Below are 16699 nucleotides of genomic sequence, written 5' to 3'. Positions count from 1 at the left end.
TGCTCACCGTATCCATATTGATTCAATCAACATTGACATCGCTTGAGTCAATCATAGACAGTCGAATCAATATCGATCTGGCTTCAGCAGAGAAGTTCGCGGAGGAAGAGATGCCGACCATGACCAACGGAACCCCGCAAGATGTACCCCGCGGCCTCGCGGGTGTCGTCGTCACGGACACCGCTCTCGGTGACGTCCGGGGGCGCGAGGGGTTCTACCACTACCGGCAGTACTCGGCGATCGAACTCGCACGGACCCGCAGCTTCGAGGACGTCTGGTACCTGATGTTCCACGGCGAGTTGCCGGGTCCGGCCGCCCGTGCCGACTTCGCCGCGCGCACCGCCGCCCTGCGGCGGCTGCCTGCGGACGTACGGGACGCCCTGCCCGCCATAGCCCGTGCGGGGGCCGTCTCAGGACCGCTTGCCGGGCTGCGCACCGCCCTGTCGTTGCTCGGCGCCTCCGCCGGATTCCGCCCGGTGTACGACATCGACGGCGAGGGGCGCCGCAGTGACGCGCTGGCCGCCTGCGCCGCCGTACCCACGGTCCTGACCGCACTGCACCGGCTCGGGCAGGGCCTCGAACCGGTCGAACCGCGCGACGATCTGCCGTACGCCGCCAACTACCTCTACATGCTCACCGGGTCCGTGCCGGACCGCGCCCGCGTCAGGGCCGTCGAGCAGTACCTGATCTCCACCGTCGACCACGGCTTCAACGCGTCGACCTTCACAGGCCGGGTCGTCGCCTCCACCGGTGCGGACGTCGCCGCCTGCCTGGTGGCGGCCGTCGGCGCACTCTCCGGACCGCTGCACGGCGGAGCGCCCAGCCGGGCGCTCGACACCCTGGACGCGATCGGTACCCCCGACCGCATCGACGGCTGGATCCGCGAGCGTGTGCTGGCGGGAGAGCGGATCATGGGCTTCGGCCATCCCGTCTACCGCACCGAGGACCCGCGCTCACGCATGCTGCGCGGGATCGCCCAGGGCTTCGGCGGACCGTTGGTCGACTTCGCCGTCGAGGTGGAACGGCAGGTCGAGGAGATCCTCGCCGAGCTCAAGCCGGGCCGAGAGCTCCACACCAACGTGGAGTTCTACGCCGGGGTCGTCATGGAGCTGTGCGGGCTGCCGCGTGAGATGTTCACGCCGACCTTCTGTGCGGCGCGTGTGGTGGGCTGGAGCGCCAATATCCTGGAGCAGGCGGAGGACTCGAAGATCATCCGCCCGGCGGCCCGCTACATCGGTCCGCCCCTGCCGCAGCCGGTACCGGCGCCCTGAGGTCCCTTTGAGGAAGGCCACCGTTGAGCCCGTCGTCCCCGCACCGCAAGCAGCAGATCCCTGTCATCGTCCTGGCGGGGTTCCTGGGTTCCGGCAAGACGACCCTGCTCAACCACCTGCTCCGCCATCGTGCGGGGAACCGGATCGGCGTGATCGTCAACGACTTCGGTTCGATCGAGATCGACGCCATGACCGTCTCGGGGCAGGTCGGCTCGACTGTTTCGCTGGGCAACGGATGTCTGTGCTGCGCCGTCGACGCGAGCGAACTCGACACCTTCCTGGAGACGTTGACCCGCCCCGCCGTCGGCCTCGACGTGATCGTCATCGAGGCGAGCGGACTCGCGGAACCCCAGGAGCTCGTGCGCATGCTGCTGGCCAGCGACAACCCGCAGATCGTGTACGGGGGACTGGTCGAGCTCGTCGACGCCGCCGAGTTCGACGCCGTCCGGGAGCGCCATCCGGAGATCGACCGGCACCTCGGCGTCGCCGATCTCGTCGTGCTGAACAAGACGGACCGGGTCACGGACGAGGAGCAGGACCGCATCCGGGACGCCGTTGCGGCGACCGGCAGCAGGGCGGCCGTTGTCCCCGCCGCGTACGGACGCATCGACCCGGAGCTGCTCTTCGACCCGGCGCTGCGGCCGGACGGCGAGGAGCGGATGCGTCAGCTCTCCTTCGAGGACCTCCTGCTGGACGAGGAGGGCGTCGAGACCCACGCGGGGCATCTGCACGCCACGTACGAGAGTGTCTCGTTCAGCGCCGATGTACCCATGAACCCCCGCCGAACGATGGAGTTTCTCGACTCCCGGCCGGAGGGCCTCTACCGGATCAAGGGGTACGTCGACTTCGGCGCGGGAGACCGCGGCAACAAGTACGAGGTGCATGCGGTCGGCCGGTTCCTGAGGTTCACCCCGCAGCCCTGGAAGCGCGACGAACCGCGCCTCACCCAGCTGGTGCTGATCGGCTCCGGCATCGACCCGCACGCCCTGCACAAGGAACTGGCCGACTGCCGCGAGAGCGCCGAGCCGCCGGTGGAAGCCGGGGCGCCGGACATGACGCAGGACGCCGCACACGAGCAGAGCATGTGGGGCGTCCTGCGCTACGTACAACAGCCGGCCGACTGAGAAACCGACCGACGGAATCCCGTCGGCTACACCGGTCCGGCGATCACCGCGACCGGCTTGGCCAGGGGCGTCCCCGAACCGTCTCGTCGCGGATCCGGCTCCGGCAGTTCGGACGGGGTGCCGTTCTTCTGCGCCGCCCGCGCCGGGACCGCACCCGCCCAGGCGAACACCAGGACGTCCTCCCCCTTGAGGAAGCGCTGACAGCGCACGCCGCCGGTGGCCCGGCCCTTGCGCGGGTACTGGTCGAACGGCGTGAGCTTCGCCGTCAGTACCGAGTCGTCCAGCGTGCCGTGCGAGCCCGCCACCGTGAACACCATCGCGTCCGCCGCCGGGTCCACCGCGCCGAACGAGAGCACCTCGGCGCCCTCCGCCAGCTTCACGCCTGCCATGCCGCCCGCCGGCCGGCCCTGCGGCCGTACCTGGGCCGCCGGGTAGCGCAGCAGCTGTGCGTCGGACGTGATGAAGACGAGGTCCTCCTCGCCCGTACGCAGTTCGGCGGCGCCGACGATCCGGTCACCGTCCTTGAGGGTGATGACCTCCAGCTCGTCCTTGTTGGCCGGATAGTCCGGCACCACTCGCTTGACGACGCCCTGCAGGGTGCCGATCGCCAGGCCGGGGGAGGACTCGTCGAGCGTGGTGAGGCAGATGACCTCCTCACCGGTCTCCAGCGTGAGGAACTCCGAGACCTGTGCCCCGCCCGAAAGATTCGGCGCGGCATGGGTGTCCGGCAGCTGAGGCAGGTCGATCACCGCGAGCCGCAGAAGCCGCCCTGTCGACGTCACCACGCCGACATCGCCACGCGCCGTTGCCGGCACGGCCGACACGATCGCGTCGTGCTTGGCGCGCTTGGCGTCCTCGGCGACGACGATCGGGTCGCCGGTGGCCGTACGGGCCAGCAGACCGGTCGAGGACAGCAGTACCCGGCACGGGTCGTCCGCGACCTCCAGCGGCACCGAGGCGACCTGCGAACCGGCCGACTCCAGCAGCACCGTACGCCGGTCGGTGCCGAACTTCTTCGCGACCGCGGCCAGTTCGGTGGAGACCAGCTTGCGGAGCTCGGCGTCCGATTCGAGGATCGTCGTCAGCTCGTCGATCTCGACGTTGAGCCGGTCCCGCTCGCTCTCCAGCTCGATCCGGTCGAACCGGGTCAGCCGGCGCAGCGGGGTGTCCAGGATGTACTGCGTCTGGATCTCGCTCAGCGAGAAGTGCTCGATGAGCCGCTCCTTCGCCTGCGCGGAATTGTCGCTGGACCGGATGAGCCGGATGACCTCGTCGATGTCGATCAGTGCGACGAGCAGTCCCTCGACCAGGTGCAGCCGGTCCCGGCGCTTGGTCCGGCGGAACTCGCTGCGGCGCCGCACCACGTCGAAGCGGTGGTCGAGGTAGACCTCGAGGAGCTCCTTGAGACCCAGCGTGAGCGGCTGTCCGTCGACCAGTGCCACATTGTTGATGCCGAAGGACTCCTCCATCGGCGTCAGCTTGTAGAGCTGTTCCAGCACGGCCTCGGGCACGAAGCCGTTCTTGACCTCGATGACCAGGCGCAGGCCGTGCTCGCGGTCGGTGAGGTCCTTGACATCGGCGATGCCCTGGAGCTTCTTCACCGAGACCAGGTCCTTGATCTTGGAGATCACCTTCTCCGGGCCGACGGAGAAGGGCAGTTCGGTGACGACCAGGCCCTTGCGGCGGGCCGTCACGTTCTCCACGGCGACCGTGGCACGGATCTTGAACGTGCCCCGCCCGGCCGCGTACGCGTCCTTGATCCCGCCGAGGCCCACGATCCGGCCACCGGTCGGCAGGTCGGGTCCGGGGACGAACCGCATCAGGGTCTCCAGGTCCGCGCCCGGATGCCTGATCAGATGGCGGGCGGCGGCGATGACCTCGCCGAGATTGTGCGGCGGCATATTGGTCGCCATGCCGACCGCGATCCCGGACGAGCCGTTGACCAGGAGGTTCGGATACGCGGCCGGGAGGGCGACCGGCTCCTGCTCCTGGCCGTCGTAATTCGACTGGAAATCGACGGTGTCCTCGTCGATCGACTCCGTCATCAGCGACGTGGCGTCGGCCATCCGGCACTCGGTGTACCGCATGGCGGCGGGCGGGTCGTCGTTGCCGAGCGAGCCGAAGTTGCCGTGCCCGTCGACGAGGGGGAGCCGCATCGAGAACGGCTGCGCCATCCGGACCAGCGCGTCGTAGATCGACGCGTCGCCGTGCGGATGCAGCTTGCCCATGACCTCGCCGACGACGCGGGCGCACTTCACATAGCCGCGGTCGGGGCGCAGCCCCATCTCGTTCATCTGGTACACGATGCGGCGGTGCACCGGCTTCATGCCGTCGCGGGCGTCCGGCAGGGCCCGTGAGTAGATCACCGAGTACGCGTACTCGAGGAAGGAGCCCTGCATTTCGTCGACGACGTCGATGTCGAGGATCTTCTCCTCGAAGTCGTCCGGCGGCGGGGTCTTCGTACTGCGGCGGGCCATCGCTGCTGCGACTCCTTCACAGATCTGTTCGGGCAACCTCTGGTTCTGACGCGGACCATTGTGGACCGCCGCACTGACAACGCCGACCTCGACCCATCCCTAGGCCCTGTCCAGCCGGTCTTCGTGGGCCCGCAACGTCCGGCACGGCACCTCGCCGCGTTGTCTTCAGTCGTCCACGTACGTCCAGTACGAGGACGATCCTCCGCCTTGCGATGCACCGCACCATACGCCGCAGGTGATCCGCGAAGATCGACCGGACAGGACCTGGCGCTCTTTCACGCGAACTTCCACGGCACGGGAACTTCGCCAGGTGTCGGTGCGCTTGCTTACAGTGGCAGGTCTCGCAGGAAATCCAGTATCGCGATCGAAGGGACGTACATGCCCATGGGTCACACGGCCACAGCCCAGGCCGGCTCCGGCGGCTTGACAGCGACCGAGCACCGCCTGGCCAACGGCCTGCGCGTGGTGCTCTCCGAGGACCATCTGACCCCGGTCGCCGCGGTGTGCCTCTGGTACGACGTCGGGTCGCGCCACGAGGTCAAGGGGCGCACGGGTCTGGCGCACCTCTTCGAGCACCTGATGTTCCAGGGCTCCGGACAGGTCAAGGGGAACGGACACTTCGAACTGGTGCAGGGCGCCGGCGGCTCCCTCAACGGGACGACCAGCTTCGAACGCACCAACTACTTCGAGACGATGCCCACGCATCAGCTGGAACTGGCCCTGTGGCTCGAAGCCGACCGGATGGGCTCGCTGCTCGCCGCGCTCGACGACGAGTCCATGGAGAACCAGCGGGACGTCGTCAAGAACGAGCGCCGCCAGCGGTACGACAACGTTCCGTACGGCACGGCGTTCGAGAGGCTGACCGCCCTCGCCTATCCCGAGGGCCACCCGTACCACCACACCCCGATCGGCTCGATGGCCGACCTGGACGCGGCGACGCTCGACGACGCGCGGACCTTCTTCCGTACGTACTACGCACCCAACAACGCGGTGCTGTCGGTCGTCGGCGACATCGACCCCGAGCAGACGCTCGCCTGGATCGAGAAGTACTTCGGCTCCATCCCGTCCCACGACGGCAAGCAGCCGCCGCGCGACGGCACGCTCCCCGAGATCATCGGCGAGCAGCTGCGCGAAGAGGTGCACGAGGAGGTCCCGGCCCGGGCGCTGATGGCCGCCTACCGGCTGCCGCACGACGGCACCAGGGAGTGCGACGCCGCGGATCTCGCGCTGACCGTGCTCGGCGGCGGCGAGTCCTCCCGGCTGCACAACCGTCTGGTCCGCCGCGACCGCACGGCCGTTGCGGCAGGTTTCGGGCTGCTGCGGTTGGCCGGCGCGCCCTCGCTCGGCTGGCTGGACGTGAAGACGTCCGGCGGTGTCGAGGTGTCGCAGATCGAGGCCGCGGTCGACGAGGAGCTGGCCCGGTTCGCCGCCGAGGGCCCCACGCCCGAGGAAATGGAGCGTGCTCAGGCACAGTTGGAGCGCGAGTGGCTGGACCGGCTCGGTACGGTCGCGGGCCGCGCCGATGAACTCTGCCGGTTCGCCGTGCTGTTCGGCGACCCGCAGCTCGCCCTGACCGCCGTCCAGCGGGTCCTCGACGTCACCGCGGAGGAGGTCCAGGCGGCGGCCAGGGCCCAGCTGCGGCCCGACAACCGGGCGGTGCTCGTCTACGAGCCGGTCGAGGCGGCCGAATCCGCCGACGCGGAAGCCGACGAGACGGACACCGACACCGACGCGCACGAAGGGGCGGACAAGTGACCGACGCTGCCGCGACTGGAGTTTCGATGGAGTACCACCCGCAGCCGACCCCCGGCACGGCCAGGCCCTGGGCCTTTCCCGCGCCCGAGCGCGGCGCCCTGCCCAACGGGCTGACGGTGCTGCGCTGCCACCGTCCCGGCCAGCAGGTCGTCGCGGTCGAGATCTTCCTCGACGCCCCGCTGGACGCCGAGCCCGAGGGCCTCGACGGCGTGGCCACGATCATGGCGCGGGCCCTTTCCGAGGGCACGGACAAGCACTCCGCCGAGGAGTTCGCCGCCGAGCTGGAGCGTTGCGGCGCCACCCTCGACGCGCATGCCGACCATCCCGGCATGCGAGTCTCCCTGGAGGTCCCGGCTTCTCGGCTGGCCAAGGCGCTCGGGCTGATCGCCGAGGCGCTGCGGGCGCCCGCGTTCGCCGACAGCGAGGTTGAACGACTGGTGAACAACCGGCTCGACGAGATTCCGCACGAGCAGGCCAACCCGGCCCGGCGTGCCGCCAAGCAGCTGTCCAAGGAGCTCTTCCCGGCCACGTCGCGGATGTCGCGCCCGCGCCAGGGCACCGAGGAGACGGTGGAGCGGATCGACTCCGCGGCCGTGCGCGCCTTCTACGAGGCCCATGTCCGGCCGTCCACCGCGACCGCCGTCGTCGTCGGTGATCTCACCGGTATCGACCTGGACGCACTGCTCGCCGACACCGTCGGCGACTGGACCGGGAACACTGTGGAGCCCCGTCCGGTCCCGCCGATCACCGCCGACGACACCGGCCGCGTGGTGATCATCGACCGTCCGGGCGCTGTGCAGACGCAGCTTCTGATCGGCCGCATCGGCGCCGACCGGCACGACAGCGTGTGGCCGGCCCAGGTCCTCGGCACCTACTGCCTGGGCGGCACGCTCACCTCCCGGTTGGACCGGGTGCTGCGCGAGGAGAAGGGGTACACCTACGGTGTCCGGGCCTTCGGGCAGGTCCTGCGCTCGACGGCCCCGGACTCCGCCTCCGGTGCGACCGGCGCGGCGATGCTGGCGATCAGCGGCTCGGTGGACACGGAGTCCACCGGAGCGGCGCTCGACGACCTGTGGAAGGTCCTGCGGACGCTGGCGGCCGAGGGGCTGACCGACGCCGAGCGCGAGACCGCTGTGCAGAACTTCGTGGGTGTCGCCCCGCTGAAGTTCGAGACGGCTGCCTCCGTCGCAGGCACGCTCGCCGACCAGGTCGAGCAGCACCTCCCGGACGACTACCAGGCACAGTTGTACGCCCGCCTGGCCGAGACCGGCACGGTCGAGGCGACCGCAGCCGTGGTCAACGCCTTCCCCGTGGACCGGCTGGTCACGATTCTCGTCGGCGACGCCGCGCAGATCGAGGAGCCGGTCAGGACGTTGGGCATCGGAGAGGTGTCGGTCGTCACCGGCTGATGTGTCAAAGTCCCGCAAAGAGGGACAAAGGGAGACCCTGGCGAGTCGCTTCTCGTCAGAGTCTTCCCTTTTGTCTGATTTGACATGAAAGTGTCTTGCTTGCCCTGTGGGATGCGCTACAAAACACCCTGTCCGTTTGGTGAATGAAAGTGCCCCCGCCTAGCGTCGGCTCCACTGTCCGTCACTCGTATGCCGCATCCGTGGCGCCGGGCAGTGATCGCCGAGTCCCCGTCAGGCGCGAGCCTGGGGAGCCGGGGACCCACACAGTCCCTGGGGTGAATCGGATGCCGCGACCTCCTGCGAGGCCGGGGATCCGTAGGAGACCTTCCTGCTCCGAACCCGTCAGCTAACCCGGTAGGCGAGAAGGAAGGAAAGGACCAGCTAGTTCATGGCGTTCACCCGCCCCACCGGGAAGCACCGTGCCCCGAGCCGCCTGAAGCGCAGGAGCGCGCGCGTCGCCGGAGTCGCGACGCTGGCGACCACCGGCGTCATCGGCGGACTGGCCTCTCCGGCCCTCGCCACGGATGCCGAGGCCTCCTCCGTCAGTGAGACCGGCCTGACCCAGATCATCGCCATCGAGGGTGCCCTCGCCGACCAGGTGGCCACCCAGGCCGACGTGCAGAAGCGCCAGGCCGACGTCGCCGCGAAGGCGAAGGCTGCCGCGGCAGCGAAGGCCAAGGCCAAGGCGAAGGCCGAGGCGGCGGCGAAGGCCAAGGCCGAGGCCCGCGCCAAGGCGGCCCGTGACGCGAAGGCCCGCGCTGCCCGTTCCGCCGAGCGCACCCGCCTGGGCTCCTTCCGGCTCCCGGTCGCCGGTTCGTACGTCACCACCGGCTACAAGTCGAGCGGTTCCCTCTGGTCCTCCGGCAGGCACTCGGGCATCGACTTCCATGCCGCCTCCGGCAGCTCCGTCGTCGCCGTCGGCGCCGGCACGGTCGTCGAGGCGGGCTGGGGCGGCGCATACGGCAACAACATCGTGCTGCGGATGACGGACGGCACGTACACCCAGTACGGTCACCTCTCCTCGATCGGCGTCTCCGTCGGCCAGAGCGTCGGTGCGGGCCAGCGGATCGGCCTCTCCGGCTCGACCGGCAACTCCACCGGACCGCACCTCCACTTCGAGGCCCGCACCACGCCTTCGTACGGCTCCGACATGGACCCCGTGGCGTACCTGCGCGCCCATGGCGTGAACGTCTGACCGACGTTCCCTCCGCACCACCCCGAAGGCCCCGGTTTTCCGCCGGGGCCTTCGTCGTTTCCGCCCCTGCCGAACCGCCCCGCGGAACCGGCCCCGGTCCAAAAGATATTCATGGTTCTCGGCCCGGCGTCGGAAATGCAGTCGCATTGCAATAGAGTCACAGAACAGGCGTCGATCGGCCGCGTTTCGCGGGGATTAAGGCGGAGGTTCGGACATGCGCATTCCGGCGCAATCGGTATGCACAGCAATCCGCGACGACATCGTCTCCGGTGTCTTCGAACGCGGCAGCAGACTCACCGAGGAGCTGCTCGCGCGTCGTTACGGGGTCTCTCGTGTCCCGGTGCGGGAAGCGCTGCGCACCCTGGAGTCCGAGGGCTTCGTGGTCACTCGCCGACATGCGGGTGCCTGTGTCGCCGAGCCCACCGAACAGGAGGCCGCCGACCTTCTGGAGGTACGGATGCTGCTGGAGCCGCTGGGTGCGGCCCGTGCCGCGCAACGCCGCACCGAGGCGCACCTCAAGGTGCTCCGCGGCCTGGTCAGGCTGGGTCAGGAGAGAGCACGACGGGGCGAGGGGGAGGATCTGCGCTCGCTGGGCGGCTGGTTCCACGAGACGCTCGCCCAGGCGTCCGCCAGCCCCGGGCTCATCGCGCTGCTCACCCAGCTACGGCACAAGATCGCCTGGATGTACGCGGTCGAGCAGCCGGCCCGCCCCGCCGATTCCTGGGCCGAGCACGGAGCCATCGTGGACGCCGTGGCGCGTGGGGACGCGGAACGGGCCAGGGCGCTGGCCGCCCAGCACGCCGAGCGGGCCACCGCCGTGCACCGGCTGCGCCGCGCGGGCGGTGCCCCGGGTCGCGACGCCCGCGCACCCCGCTCCGGCGGCCGGGTGAGGACTTCGCAACATGCCGTAAACACCGCGAGCGGTCGGCATTAACACATGCGCCGTATACAAAGGGAAGTAAATGCGCGGGGCTTTCTTTAGGCTGCCCGAATTCGCTCCGAATGTATTGTCGGTATCCGAAAACGAGGGAGCCGCGGCCCCGGTTGGGGGTGCCGCGGCTCCGCCACAGAAATAGACCCGACAGGAATCGGCCGGAAAGGCTTCCCCTGATCGGAACCCTGGAATCAGACGGTCTCCGGGAGCTCCTCGAGCCCCTCGGTGACCAGCTTCGCCAGACGGTCGAGCGCGGCTTCCGCGTCGTCCGCATCGGAGGCGAGCACGATCTCCTCGCCGCCGTGCGCGCCGAGACCGAGCACCGCGAGCATGGAGGCGGCGTTCACCGGGGTGCCGTCGGACTTGGCGATCGTCACGGGGACGCCGGAAGCCGTGGCGGCACGGACGAAGATGGAAGCGGGGCGGGCGTGCAGGCCCTCGGCCCAACCGACATTGACGCGGCGCTCAGCCATGGTTCTGCCCTTCACGAATCAATGGTTGTCTAGACCAGTCTCTCACGCAGTGCGCTGTGCTCCCGCCGACCCGCAACCCGGCCCCAGCCCGTGCCACACGGCCGATCGGAGCTCTCAGACTGCCCCGGCTCCGGGCCCTACGCGACCGCTGGCCGCGCCGTAGGCTTTGCCCATGCAGCCCATGCCGGAGCAGAGTCCGCACCACGCGTACCCCGACCACTGGGAAGCGGATGTGGTGCTCCGCGACGGCGGTACGGCCCGCATCAGGCCCATCACCACGGACGATGCCGAGCGCCTGGTCAGCTTCTACGAGCAGGTCTCCGACGAGTCGAAGTACTACCGGTTCTTCGCTCCCTACCCCCGTCTGTCCGCCAAGGACGTCCACCGCTTCACCCATCACGACTACGTCGACCGGGTGGGGCTCGCCGTCACGGTCGGCGGCGAGTTCATCGCCACCGTCCGCTACGACCGGATCGACGCTACCGGCCGGCCGGCCTCCGCCCCCGCCGACGAGGCCGAGGTCGCCTTTCTCGTCCAGGACGCGCACCAGGGCCGCGGCGTGGCATCGGCGCTCCTCGAACACATCGCCGCAGTGGCGCGTGAGCGCGGCATCCGGCGCTTCGCGGCCGAGGTGCTGCCCGCCAACAACAAGATGATCAAGGTGTTCCGCGACGCCGGGTACACCCAGCAGCGCAGCTTCGAGGACGGGGCCGTCCATCTCACCCTCGACCTCGAACCGACCGCCGAGTCCCTCGCCGTCCAGCGCGCCCGCGAGCAGCGGGCGGAGGCGCGGTCGGTGCAGCGGCTGATCACACCCGGGTCCGTCGCCGTCATCGGCACCGGCCGTACCCCCGGCGGGGTCGGCCGCACGGTTCTGCGCAACCTCCTCGGTGCGGGCTTCACCGGCCGTACGTACGCCGTGAACAGCTCGTTCGACGCCGACCAGGGAACGATCGACGGCGTCCCCGCACACCGCTCCATCGGCGAGATCGGCGAACCGGTGGACCTCGCGGTCGTCGCCGTGCCCGCGGACCGGGTCCCGGAGGCCGTCGCCGACTGCGGCGAACACGGTGTCCAGGGCCTCGTCGTCCTCTCTGCCGGATATGCCGAATGGGGTGCCGAAGGCAGGGAAAGGCAGCGCGAACTGGTCCGCCAGGCCCGCTCGTACGGCATGCGCATCATCGGCCCGAACGCTTTCGGGATCATCAACAACGCGGACGGCGTACGGCTGAACGCCTCCCTCGCCCCCGAGCCGCCCGCCCCGGGGCGCATCGGTCTGTTCACGCAGTCGGGCGCGATCGGCATCGCCCTGCTCTCCGGGCTCCACCGGCGCGGCGCGGGCCTGTCGACGTTCATCTCCGCGGGCAACCGCGCCGACATCTCGGGCAACGACTTCCTTCAGTACTGGTACGAGGACCCGAACACCGACGTCACCCTGCTCTACCTCGAATCCCTCGGCAACCCGCGGAAGTTCACCCGCCTCGCGCGGCGCACCGCAGCGGTGAAGCCGGTCGTCGTGGTGAAGGGGGCCCGGCACAGCGGCAGCACCCCGCCCGGTCATGCGGTGCCGATCAGCCGGATCCCGGACGCGACGGTCTCCGCGCTCATGCGGCAGGCGGGCGTGATCCGCGTCGACACGGTGACGGAGATGGTCGACGCGGGTCTGCTCCTCGCCGACCAGCCGCTCCCGGCGGGTCCCCGGGTCGCGATCCTCGGCAACTCCGAGTCCCTGGGCCTCCTCACGTACGACGCCTGCCTGGCCGAGGGGCTGCGCCCGCGCCCGCCCCTCGACCTCACCACCGCGGCCACCCCGCAGGACTTCCGGGACGCGCTGGCGGAGGCACTCGCCGACCGGAGTTGCGACGCGGTGATCGTGACGGCGATCCCGTGGGTCGGGGAGAACGGCCAGGCGGAAAAGGGTGATGGCGAGGTACTGGCCGCCGCGCTGCGCACGGCGGCGGCCACGGGGCCGGCCAAGCCGGTGGCCGTGGTCCACGTGGAGATCGGCGGCCTGGCGGAGGCGCTCGCCGCCGCCAGCAGCACGGTCGCGGCGCCGCGGGTGGCCGCGACGGCTGCCCCGGGTGCTTCCGCCGCGGCGGACGGCAACGGCACCCCGAGCGTCACGAGTACCACAGGCGCTTCAGCCGCGCCGGGCATCACCGGCGCCCCGGCTGCTTCAGCTCCGCCGAATCCCCCGGCTCAGCCCCATGCCCCCGGCTCCGGTGTCCCCACGCCGTCTGCTCCCTCCATCGGCCGCATCCCCGCCTACCCCGCCGCCGAGCGTGCCGTCCGTGCCCTCGCCGAGGCGGTGAAGTATGCGCAGTGGCGGCGGCAGGCCGCTGTGCCCGGCAAGGTGCCCGAGTTCCTCGACGACACCATCGACGAGGCCGGCGCCGCCGACCGTATCGACGCACTCCTCGGGCCCGACCCCGATCCCCGGGGCCGTCAGCTCAGCCACGAGGAGGCCCGCGAACTCCTGGGCCGCTACGGCATCTCCGTACGGCCGACGCTCCCCGCCCCCGACCCGGACGCCGCCGTCGCCGCGGCTGCCCGGCTCGGCTATCCGGTGGTGCTCAAGACCACCGCACCTCATCTGCGCCACCGCGCCGACCTCGGTGGCGTCCGGCTCGACCTCGCCAACGAGACCGCGCTGCGCCGGGCGTACGGCGAGCTGACCGACCTGCTCGGCAAGCCCGCCGAGCTGCAGCCGGTCGTCCAGTCCATGGCACCGCGCGGCGTGGACACCGTCGTACGGGCCACGATCGACCCGGCGGCGGGCGCCGTCCTCTCCTTCGGTCTCGCGGGAGCCCCCTCCGAACTCCTCGGGGACACCGCCCACCGCCTCGTGCCGGCCACCGACCGCGACGCCGCCGAACTGATCCGGTCCATCCGGGCGGCCCCGGTCCTCTTCGGCTGGCGGGGCGCGGCGCCCGTCGACACCGCGGCGCTCGAGGAACTGCTGCTGAGGGTGTCCCGGCTGGTCGACGACCACCCCGAGGTGGCCTCCGTCGCACTGGAACCGGTCGTGGTCGCCACGCAGGGACTGACCGTCCTCGGCGCTGCCGTCCGGCTGTCGCCGCCACCGGCCCGTACCGACCTCGGCCCTCGTCGCCTGCCCAACTACTGAATCCACGGACGATCCGCCGCAGCCCTGTCCACAGCGTCCCCGGCAGTCATCCACCCCCCGTAGGATGGTGCGTATGGCGAAGACCGGTACGACGACCCAGGGGCTGCGCGCGGCGATCGAGCGCAGCGGCTACTACCCGGCCCTTGTGGCCGAGGCGGTGGAGGCCGCCGTCGGCGGTGAGCCGGTCGCTTCGTACCTGGTGCACCAGGAGACGACCTTCGACTCCAACGAGGTGCGCAGGCACGTCACGGTCCTGGTCCTGACGGACAACCGTTTCATCGTCAGCCACACCGACGAGCAGAACGCGGACACCAGTTCCCCGTCGCCGTACGCCACCACCTCCACCGAGTCCGTCAAGCTGGACCGGATCTCGTCGGTGGTGGTCAGCCGCGTCGTGGCCGACCCGGAGAAGTATGTCCCGGGCACACTGCCCCGCGAGGTCGTCCTGACCATCGGCTGGGGCGCGGTCTCCCGCATCGACCTGGAGCCCGCCGCCTGCGGCGACCCCAACTGCGAGGCGGACCACGGCTACACCGGCAGCTCCACCGCCGACGACCTGAGCCTGCGCGTCAGCGAGGCCGGTGACGGCCCGGACACGGTGCGGCAGACCCTTGCCTTCGCCCAGTCCCTCTCCGAGGCGACGGCCGCGACCGCGGCCAACGGCCGCTGATGGCCCAGCCGGCCTGGCAGGACCCCGTTCTGCTCCCTCTCGACACCGCCCCCGTCCCCGCGTACGGCAGCGGTTCGCTTGCCGATCTGCTGCCGACGCTCGTCGCCGGACAGGGTGTGCCCGGCTTCACGGCGGCGATCCCGGAGCTCACCCCCGCGGACCGGAACTGCGTCTTCCTGATCGACGGACTCGGCTGGGAGCAGATCAAGGCCCATCCGGACGAGGCGCCGTATCTGCACTCCCTGCTCCCCACATCTCGCGGGGGCACGGGCCGTCCCCTCACGGCGGGCTTCCCGGCCACCACCGCGACCTCGCTCGCCTCGGTCGGTACGGGGCTGCCGCCCGGCGCACACGGTCTTCCCGGCTACACCGCCCGCAATCCGGAGACCGGCGAGCTGATGAACCAGCTCCGCTGGAAGCCCTGGACCTCGCCGGCGGTCTGGCAGCCGTACCCCACCGTCTTCCGGCTCGCCGACGAGGCCGGTGTGGCGACCGCGCAGGTCTCCGCCCCGACCTTCCAGCACACCCCGCTCACCGAGGTCGCGTTGAGCGGCGGCACGTTCCACGGCAGGCTCTCCGGCGAGGAGCGGATGGACCTGGCCGCGGACCGGCTCGCCGCCGGTGACCGGTCACTCGTCTACACCTACTACAGCGAGGTCGACGGCAAGGGGCATCGGTTCGGCGTCGACTCCGACGCCTGGCGCGGCCAGCTGATGTACGTCGACGGTCTCGTGCAGCGCCTCGCCGAGCAGCTCCCGCCCCGCTCGGCGCTGTACATCACCGCCGACCACGGCATGATCGACATCCCGTTCGACGAACAGTCCCGGATCGACTTCGACGGGGACTGGGAGCTGCGCGCGGGCGTCGCCCTGCTCGGCGGCGAGGGCCGGGCCCGCCATGTGTACGCCGTCCCCGGCGCCGAGGCCGATGTGCTGACTGTCTGGCAGGAAGTGCTCGGCGAGCAGTTCTGGGTGGCGAGCAGGGACGAGGCGATCGCGGCCGGCTGGTTCGGTCCGAAGGTCGACGAGCGGGTGTACGGCAGGATCGGCGACGTGGTCGCGGCCGCCCGCGACGACGTGGTGGTCACCGCGTCCGTCCAGGAGCCGCACGAATCGGCGATGGTGGGCATGCACGGCTCGATGACCCCCGTCGAGCAGCTCGTCCCGCTCCTCGAAGTACGCTCGTAGCCCGTTTTCCCGCTTTTCTGCCCCCTGCTGAACCGAAAGGTGTTCACCCCCTCATGCCCGAGCTTGTGTTCTTCTCCGGAACGATGGACTGCGGAAAGAGCACGCTGGCGCTGCAGATCGGCCACAACCGGTCGGCCAGAGGCCTGCAAGGCGTGATCTTCACTCGGGACGACCGCGCGGGCGAGGGGAAGCTCTCCTCGCGACTCGGCCTGGTGACGGAGGCGGTCGAGGCTGCCCGGGGCATGGATCTGTACGGCCACCTGGTGGGTCAGATGTCGAAGGGCGACAAGGTCGACTACGTCATCGTGGACGAGGCGCAGTTCCTCGCTCCCGAGCAGATCGACCAGCTGGCGAGGGTCGTGGACGAACTGGGCCTGGACGTGTTCGCCTTCGGCATCACCACGGATTTCCGCACCAAACTCTTCCCGGGCTCACAGCGGCTGATCGAGCTGGCGGACAGGATAGAGACGCTCCAGGTCGAGGCCATGTGCTGGTGCGGCGCCCGCGCGACCCACAACGCCCGCACGGTGGGAGGCGAGATGGTCGTCGAGGGTGAGCAGGTCGTCGTCGGCGACGTCGACCGGCCGGCCGAGGAGATCGGCTACGAGGTCCTCTGTCGACGCCACCACCGCCGCCGCATGACCAGCGCAGCAGCCCGTGCCGGTGCGCTGTCGCCCGATGTCCTGCCGGTCATTCCCGTGTAACTGTCTTGCTCCTCACCCGCTGCTGCAACCGGTTCGCCTTGCCCACCGGAGTTTTCGCCTTGCCCACCGGAACGCCTGGCTGAACGGATACCCGGGTGTCTGCAGGCGCTTTCCGTGCCGTTCCACAACCTCGGCGACCTCATGGCCGCGAATCAGATCTGACTTGTCCACGTCGTCTCCGGCCTTTACAAGGCCATGGGCGAGGAGTGGCAGGACGGCGCGGTCCGGAAGCGACCGGCTGCGCCCTGTTCTACGTGATGCGCGTGGCGGAGTTCGAGCTGAGCCTGGCTGGTCCACCGCCATGTCCATCGACTTCTACGTGTCGATCGCGCTCTTCCTGGGTCTGACCTGTTTCGCCCTGACGTGATCGCCT

Annotated in this window: 12 protein-coding genes and 1 riboswitch; of the genes, 10 read left to right on the top strand and 2 right to left on the bottom strand. The window is 70.1% G+C overall.

Annotated elements, in window-relative coordinates; genetic code table 11:
- Positions 1–110: 110 nt before the first annotated feature.
- Positions 111–1271 carry a citrate synthase/methylcitrate synthase gene (locus OG395_RS18640; RefSeq protein WP_327243977.1) on the top strand — a complete coding sequence of 387 codons (1161 nt, stop codon included), beginning with the start codon at positions 111–113 and terminating at the stop codon, positions 1269–1271.
- Between the two features lie 23 nt (positions 1272–1294).
- A complete protein-coding gene (locus OG395_RS18635) occupies positions 1295–2395 on the top strand; it encodes a CobW family GTP-binding protein (protein WP_327243976.1) in 1101 nt (366 codons plus the stop codon).
- A gap of 26 nt (positions 2396–2421) precedes the next feature.
- Here the strand turns inward: OG395_RS18635 and OG395_RS18630 are convergent, their stop codons facing one another.
- Positions 2422–4872, bottom strand: coding sequence for a DNA gyrase/topoisomerase IV subunit A (locus OG395_RS18630; RefSeq protein ID WP_327243975.1), 2451 nt, complete (start codon positions 4870–4872; stop codon positions 2422–2424).
- Between the two features lie 378 nt (positions 4873–5250).
- Between OG395_RS18630 and OG395_RS18625 the strand changes: the two genes are divergently transcribed.
- The 4 genes from OG395_RS18625 to OG395_RS18610 all read left to right on the top strand — a co-directional run bounded on the left by OG395_RS18625 (position 5251) and on the right by OG395_RS18610 (position 10165).
- Positions 5251–6627 carry a M16 family metallopeptidase gene (locus OG395_RS18625; protein WP_327243974.1) on the top strand — a complete coding sequence of 459 codons (1377 nt, stop codon included), beginning with the start codon at positions 5251–5253 and terminating at the stop codon, positions 6625–6627.
- Positions 6628–6653: 26 nt separating this feature from the next.
- On the top strand, positions 6654–8036 hold the full coding sequence (locus OG395_RS18620; protein WP_327243973.1) for a M16 family metallopeptidase: 1383 nt from the start codon (positions 6654–6656) through the stop codon (positions 8034–8036).
- Between the two features lie 208 nt (positions 8037–8244).
- A riboswitch (cyclic di-AMP (ydaO/yuaA leader) is annotated at positions 8245–8411 on the top strand.
- 13 nt (positions 8412–8424) lie between these two features.
- Positions 8425–9231: a M23 family metallopeptidase gene (locus tag OG395_RS18615; RefSeq protein WP_327243972.1), complete on the top strand. Its 807-nt coding sequence runs from the start codon at positions 8425–8427 to the stop codon at positions 9229–9231.
- A gap of 214 nt (positions 9232–9445) precedes the next feature.
- On the top strand, positions 9446–10165 hold the full coding sequence (locus OG395_RS18610) for a GntR family transcriptional regulator (RefSeq protein ID WP_327243971.1): 720 nt from the start codon (positions 9446–9448) through the stop codon (positions 10163–10165).
- Positions 10166–10356: 191 nt separating this feature from the next.
- Here OG395_RS18610 and OG395_RS18605 read toward each other — a convergent pair whose 3' ends face one another.
- Positions 10357–10638 carry an HPr family phosphocarrier protein gene (locus OG395_RS18605; protein WP_327243970.1) on the bottom strand — a complete coding sequence of 94 codons (282 nt, stop codon included), beginning with the start codon at positions 10636–10638 and terminating at the stop codon, positions 10357–10359.
- Between the two features lie 172 nt (positions 10639–10810).
- Between OG395_RS18605 and OG395_RS18600 the strand changes: the two genes are divergently transcribed.
- The 4 genes from OG395_RS18600 to OG395_RS18585 all read left to right on the top strand — a co-directional run bounded on the left by OG395_RS18600 (position 10811) and on the right by OG395_RS18585 (position 16326).
- Complete coding sequence (locus OG395_RS18600; protein ID WP_327243969.1) at positions 10811–13765, top strand: bifunctional acetate--CoA ligase family protein/GNAT family N-acetyltransferase; 2955 nt, start codon at positions 10811–10813, stop codon at positions 13763–13765.
- A gap of 73 nt (positions 13766–13838) precedes the next feature.
- Complete coding sequence (locus OG395_RS18595; RefSeq protein ID WP_327243968.1) at positions 13839–14435, top strand: DUF5998 family protein; 597 nt, start codon at positions 13839–13841, stop codon at positions 14433–14435.
- Positions 14435–15622 carry an alkaline phosphatase family protein gene (locus tag OG395_RS18590; protein ID WP_327243967.1) on the top strand — a complete coding sequence of 396 codons (1188 nt, stop codon included), beginning with the start codon at positions 14435–14437 and terminating at the stop codon, positions 15620–15622. Before OG395_RS18595 ends, OG395_RS18590 begins: the two co-directional genes overlap by 1 nt.
- A gap of 53 nt (positions 15623–15675) precedes the next feature.
- Complete coding sequence (locus tag OG395_RS18585; protein ID WP_266980684.1) at positions 15676–16326, top strand: thymidine kinase; 651 nt, start codon at positions 15676–15678, stop codon at positions 16324–16326.
- Positions 16327–16699 lie beyond the last annotated feature (373 nt).

Source organism: Streptomyces sp. NBC_01320 (assembly GCF_035974375.1).
In the GTDB taxonomy this organism is placed as follows: domain Bacteria; phylum Actinomycetota; class Actinomycetes; order Streptomycetales; family Streptomycetaceae; genus Streptomyces; species Streptomyces yanii.
This window is presented reverse-complemented; position numbering and strand designations above follow the sequence as displayed.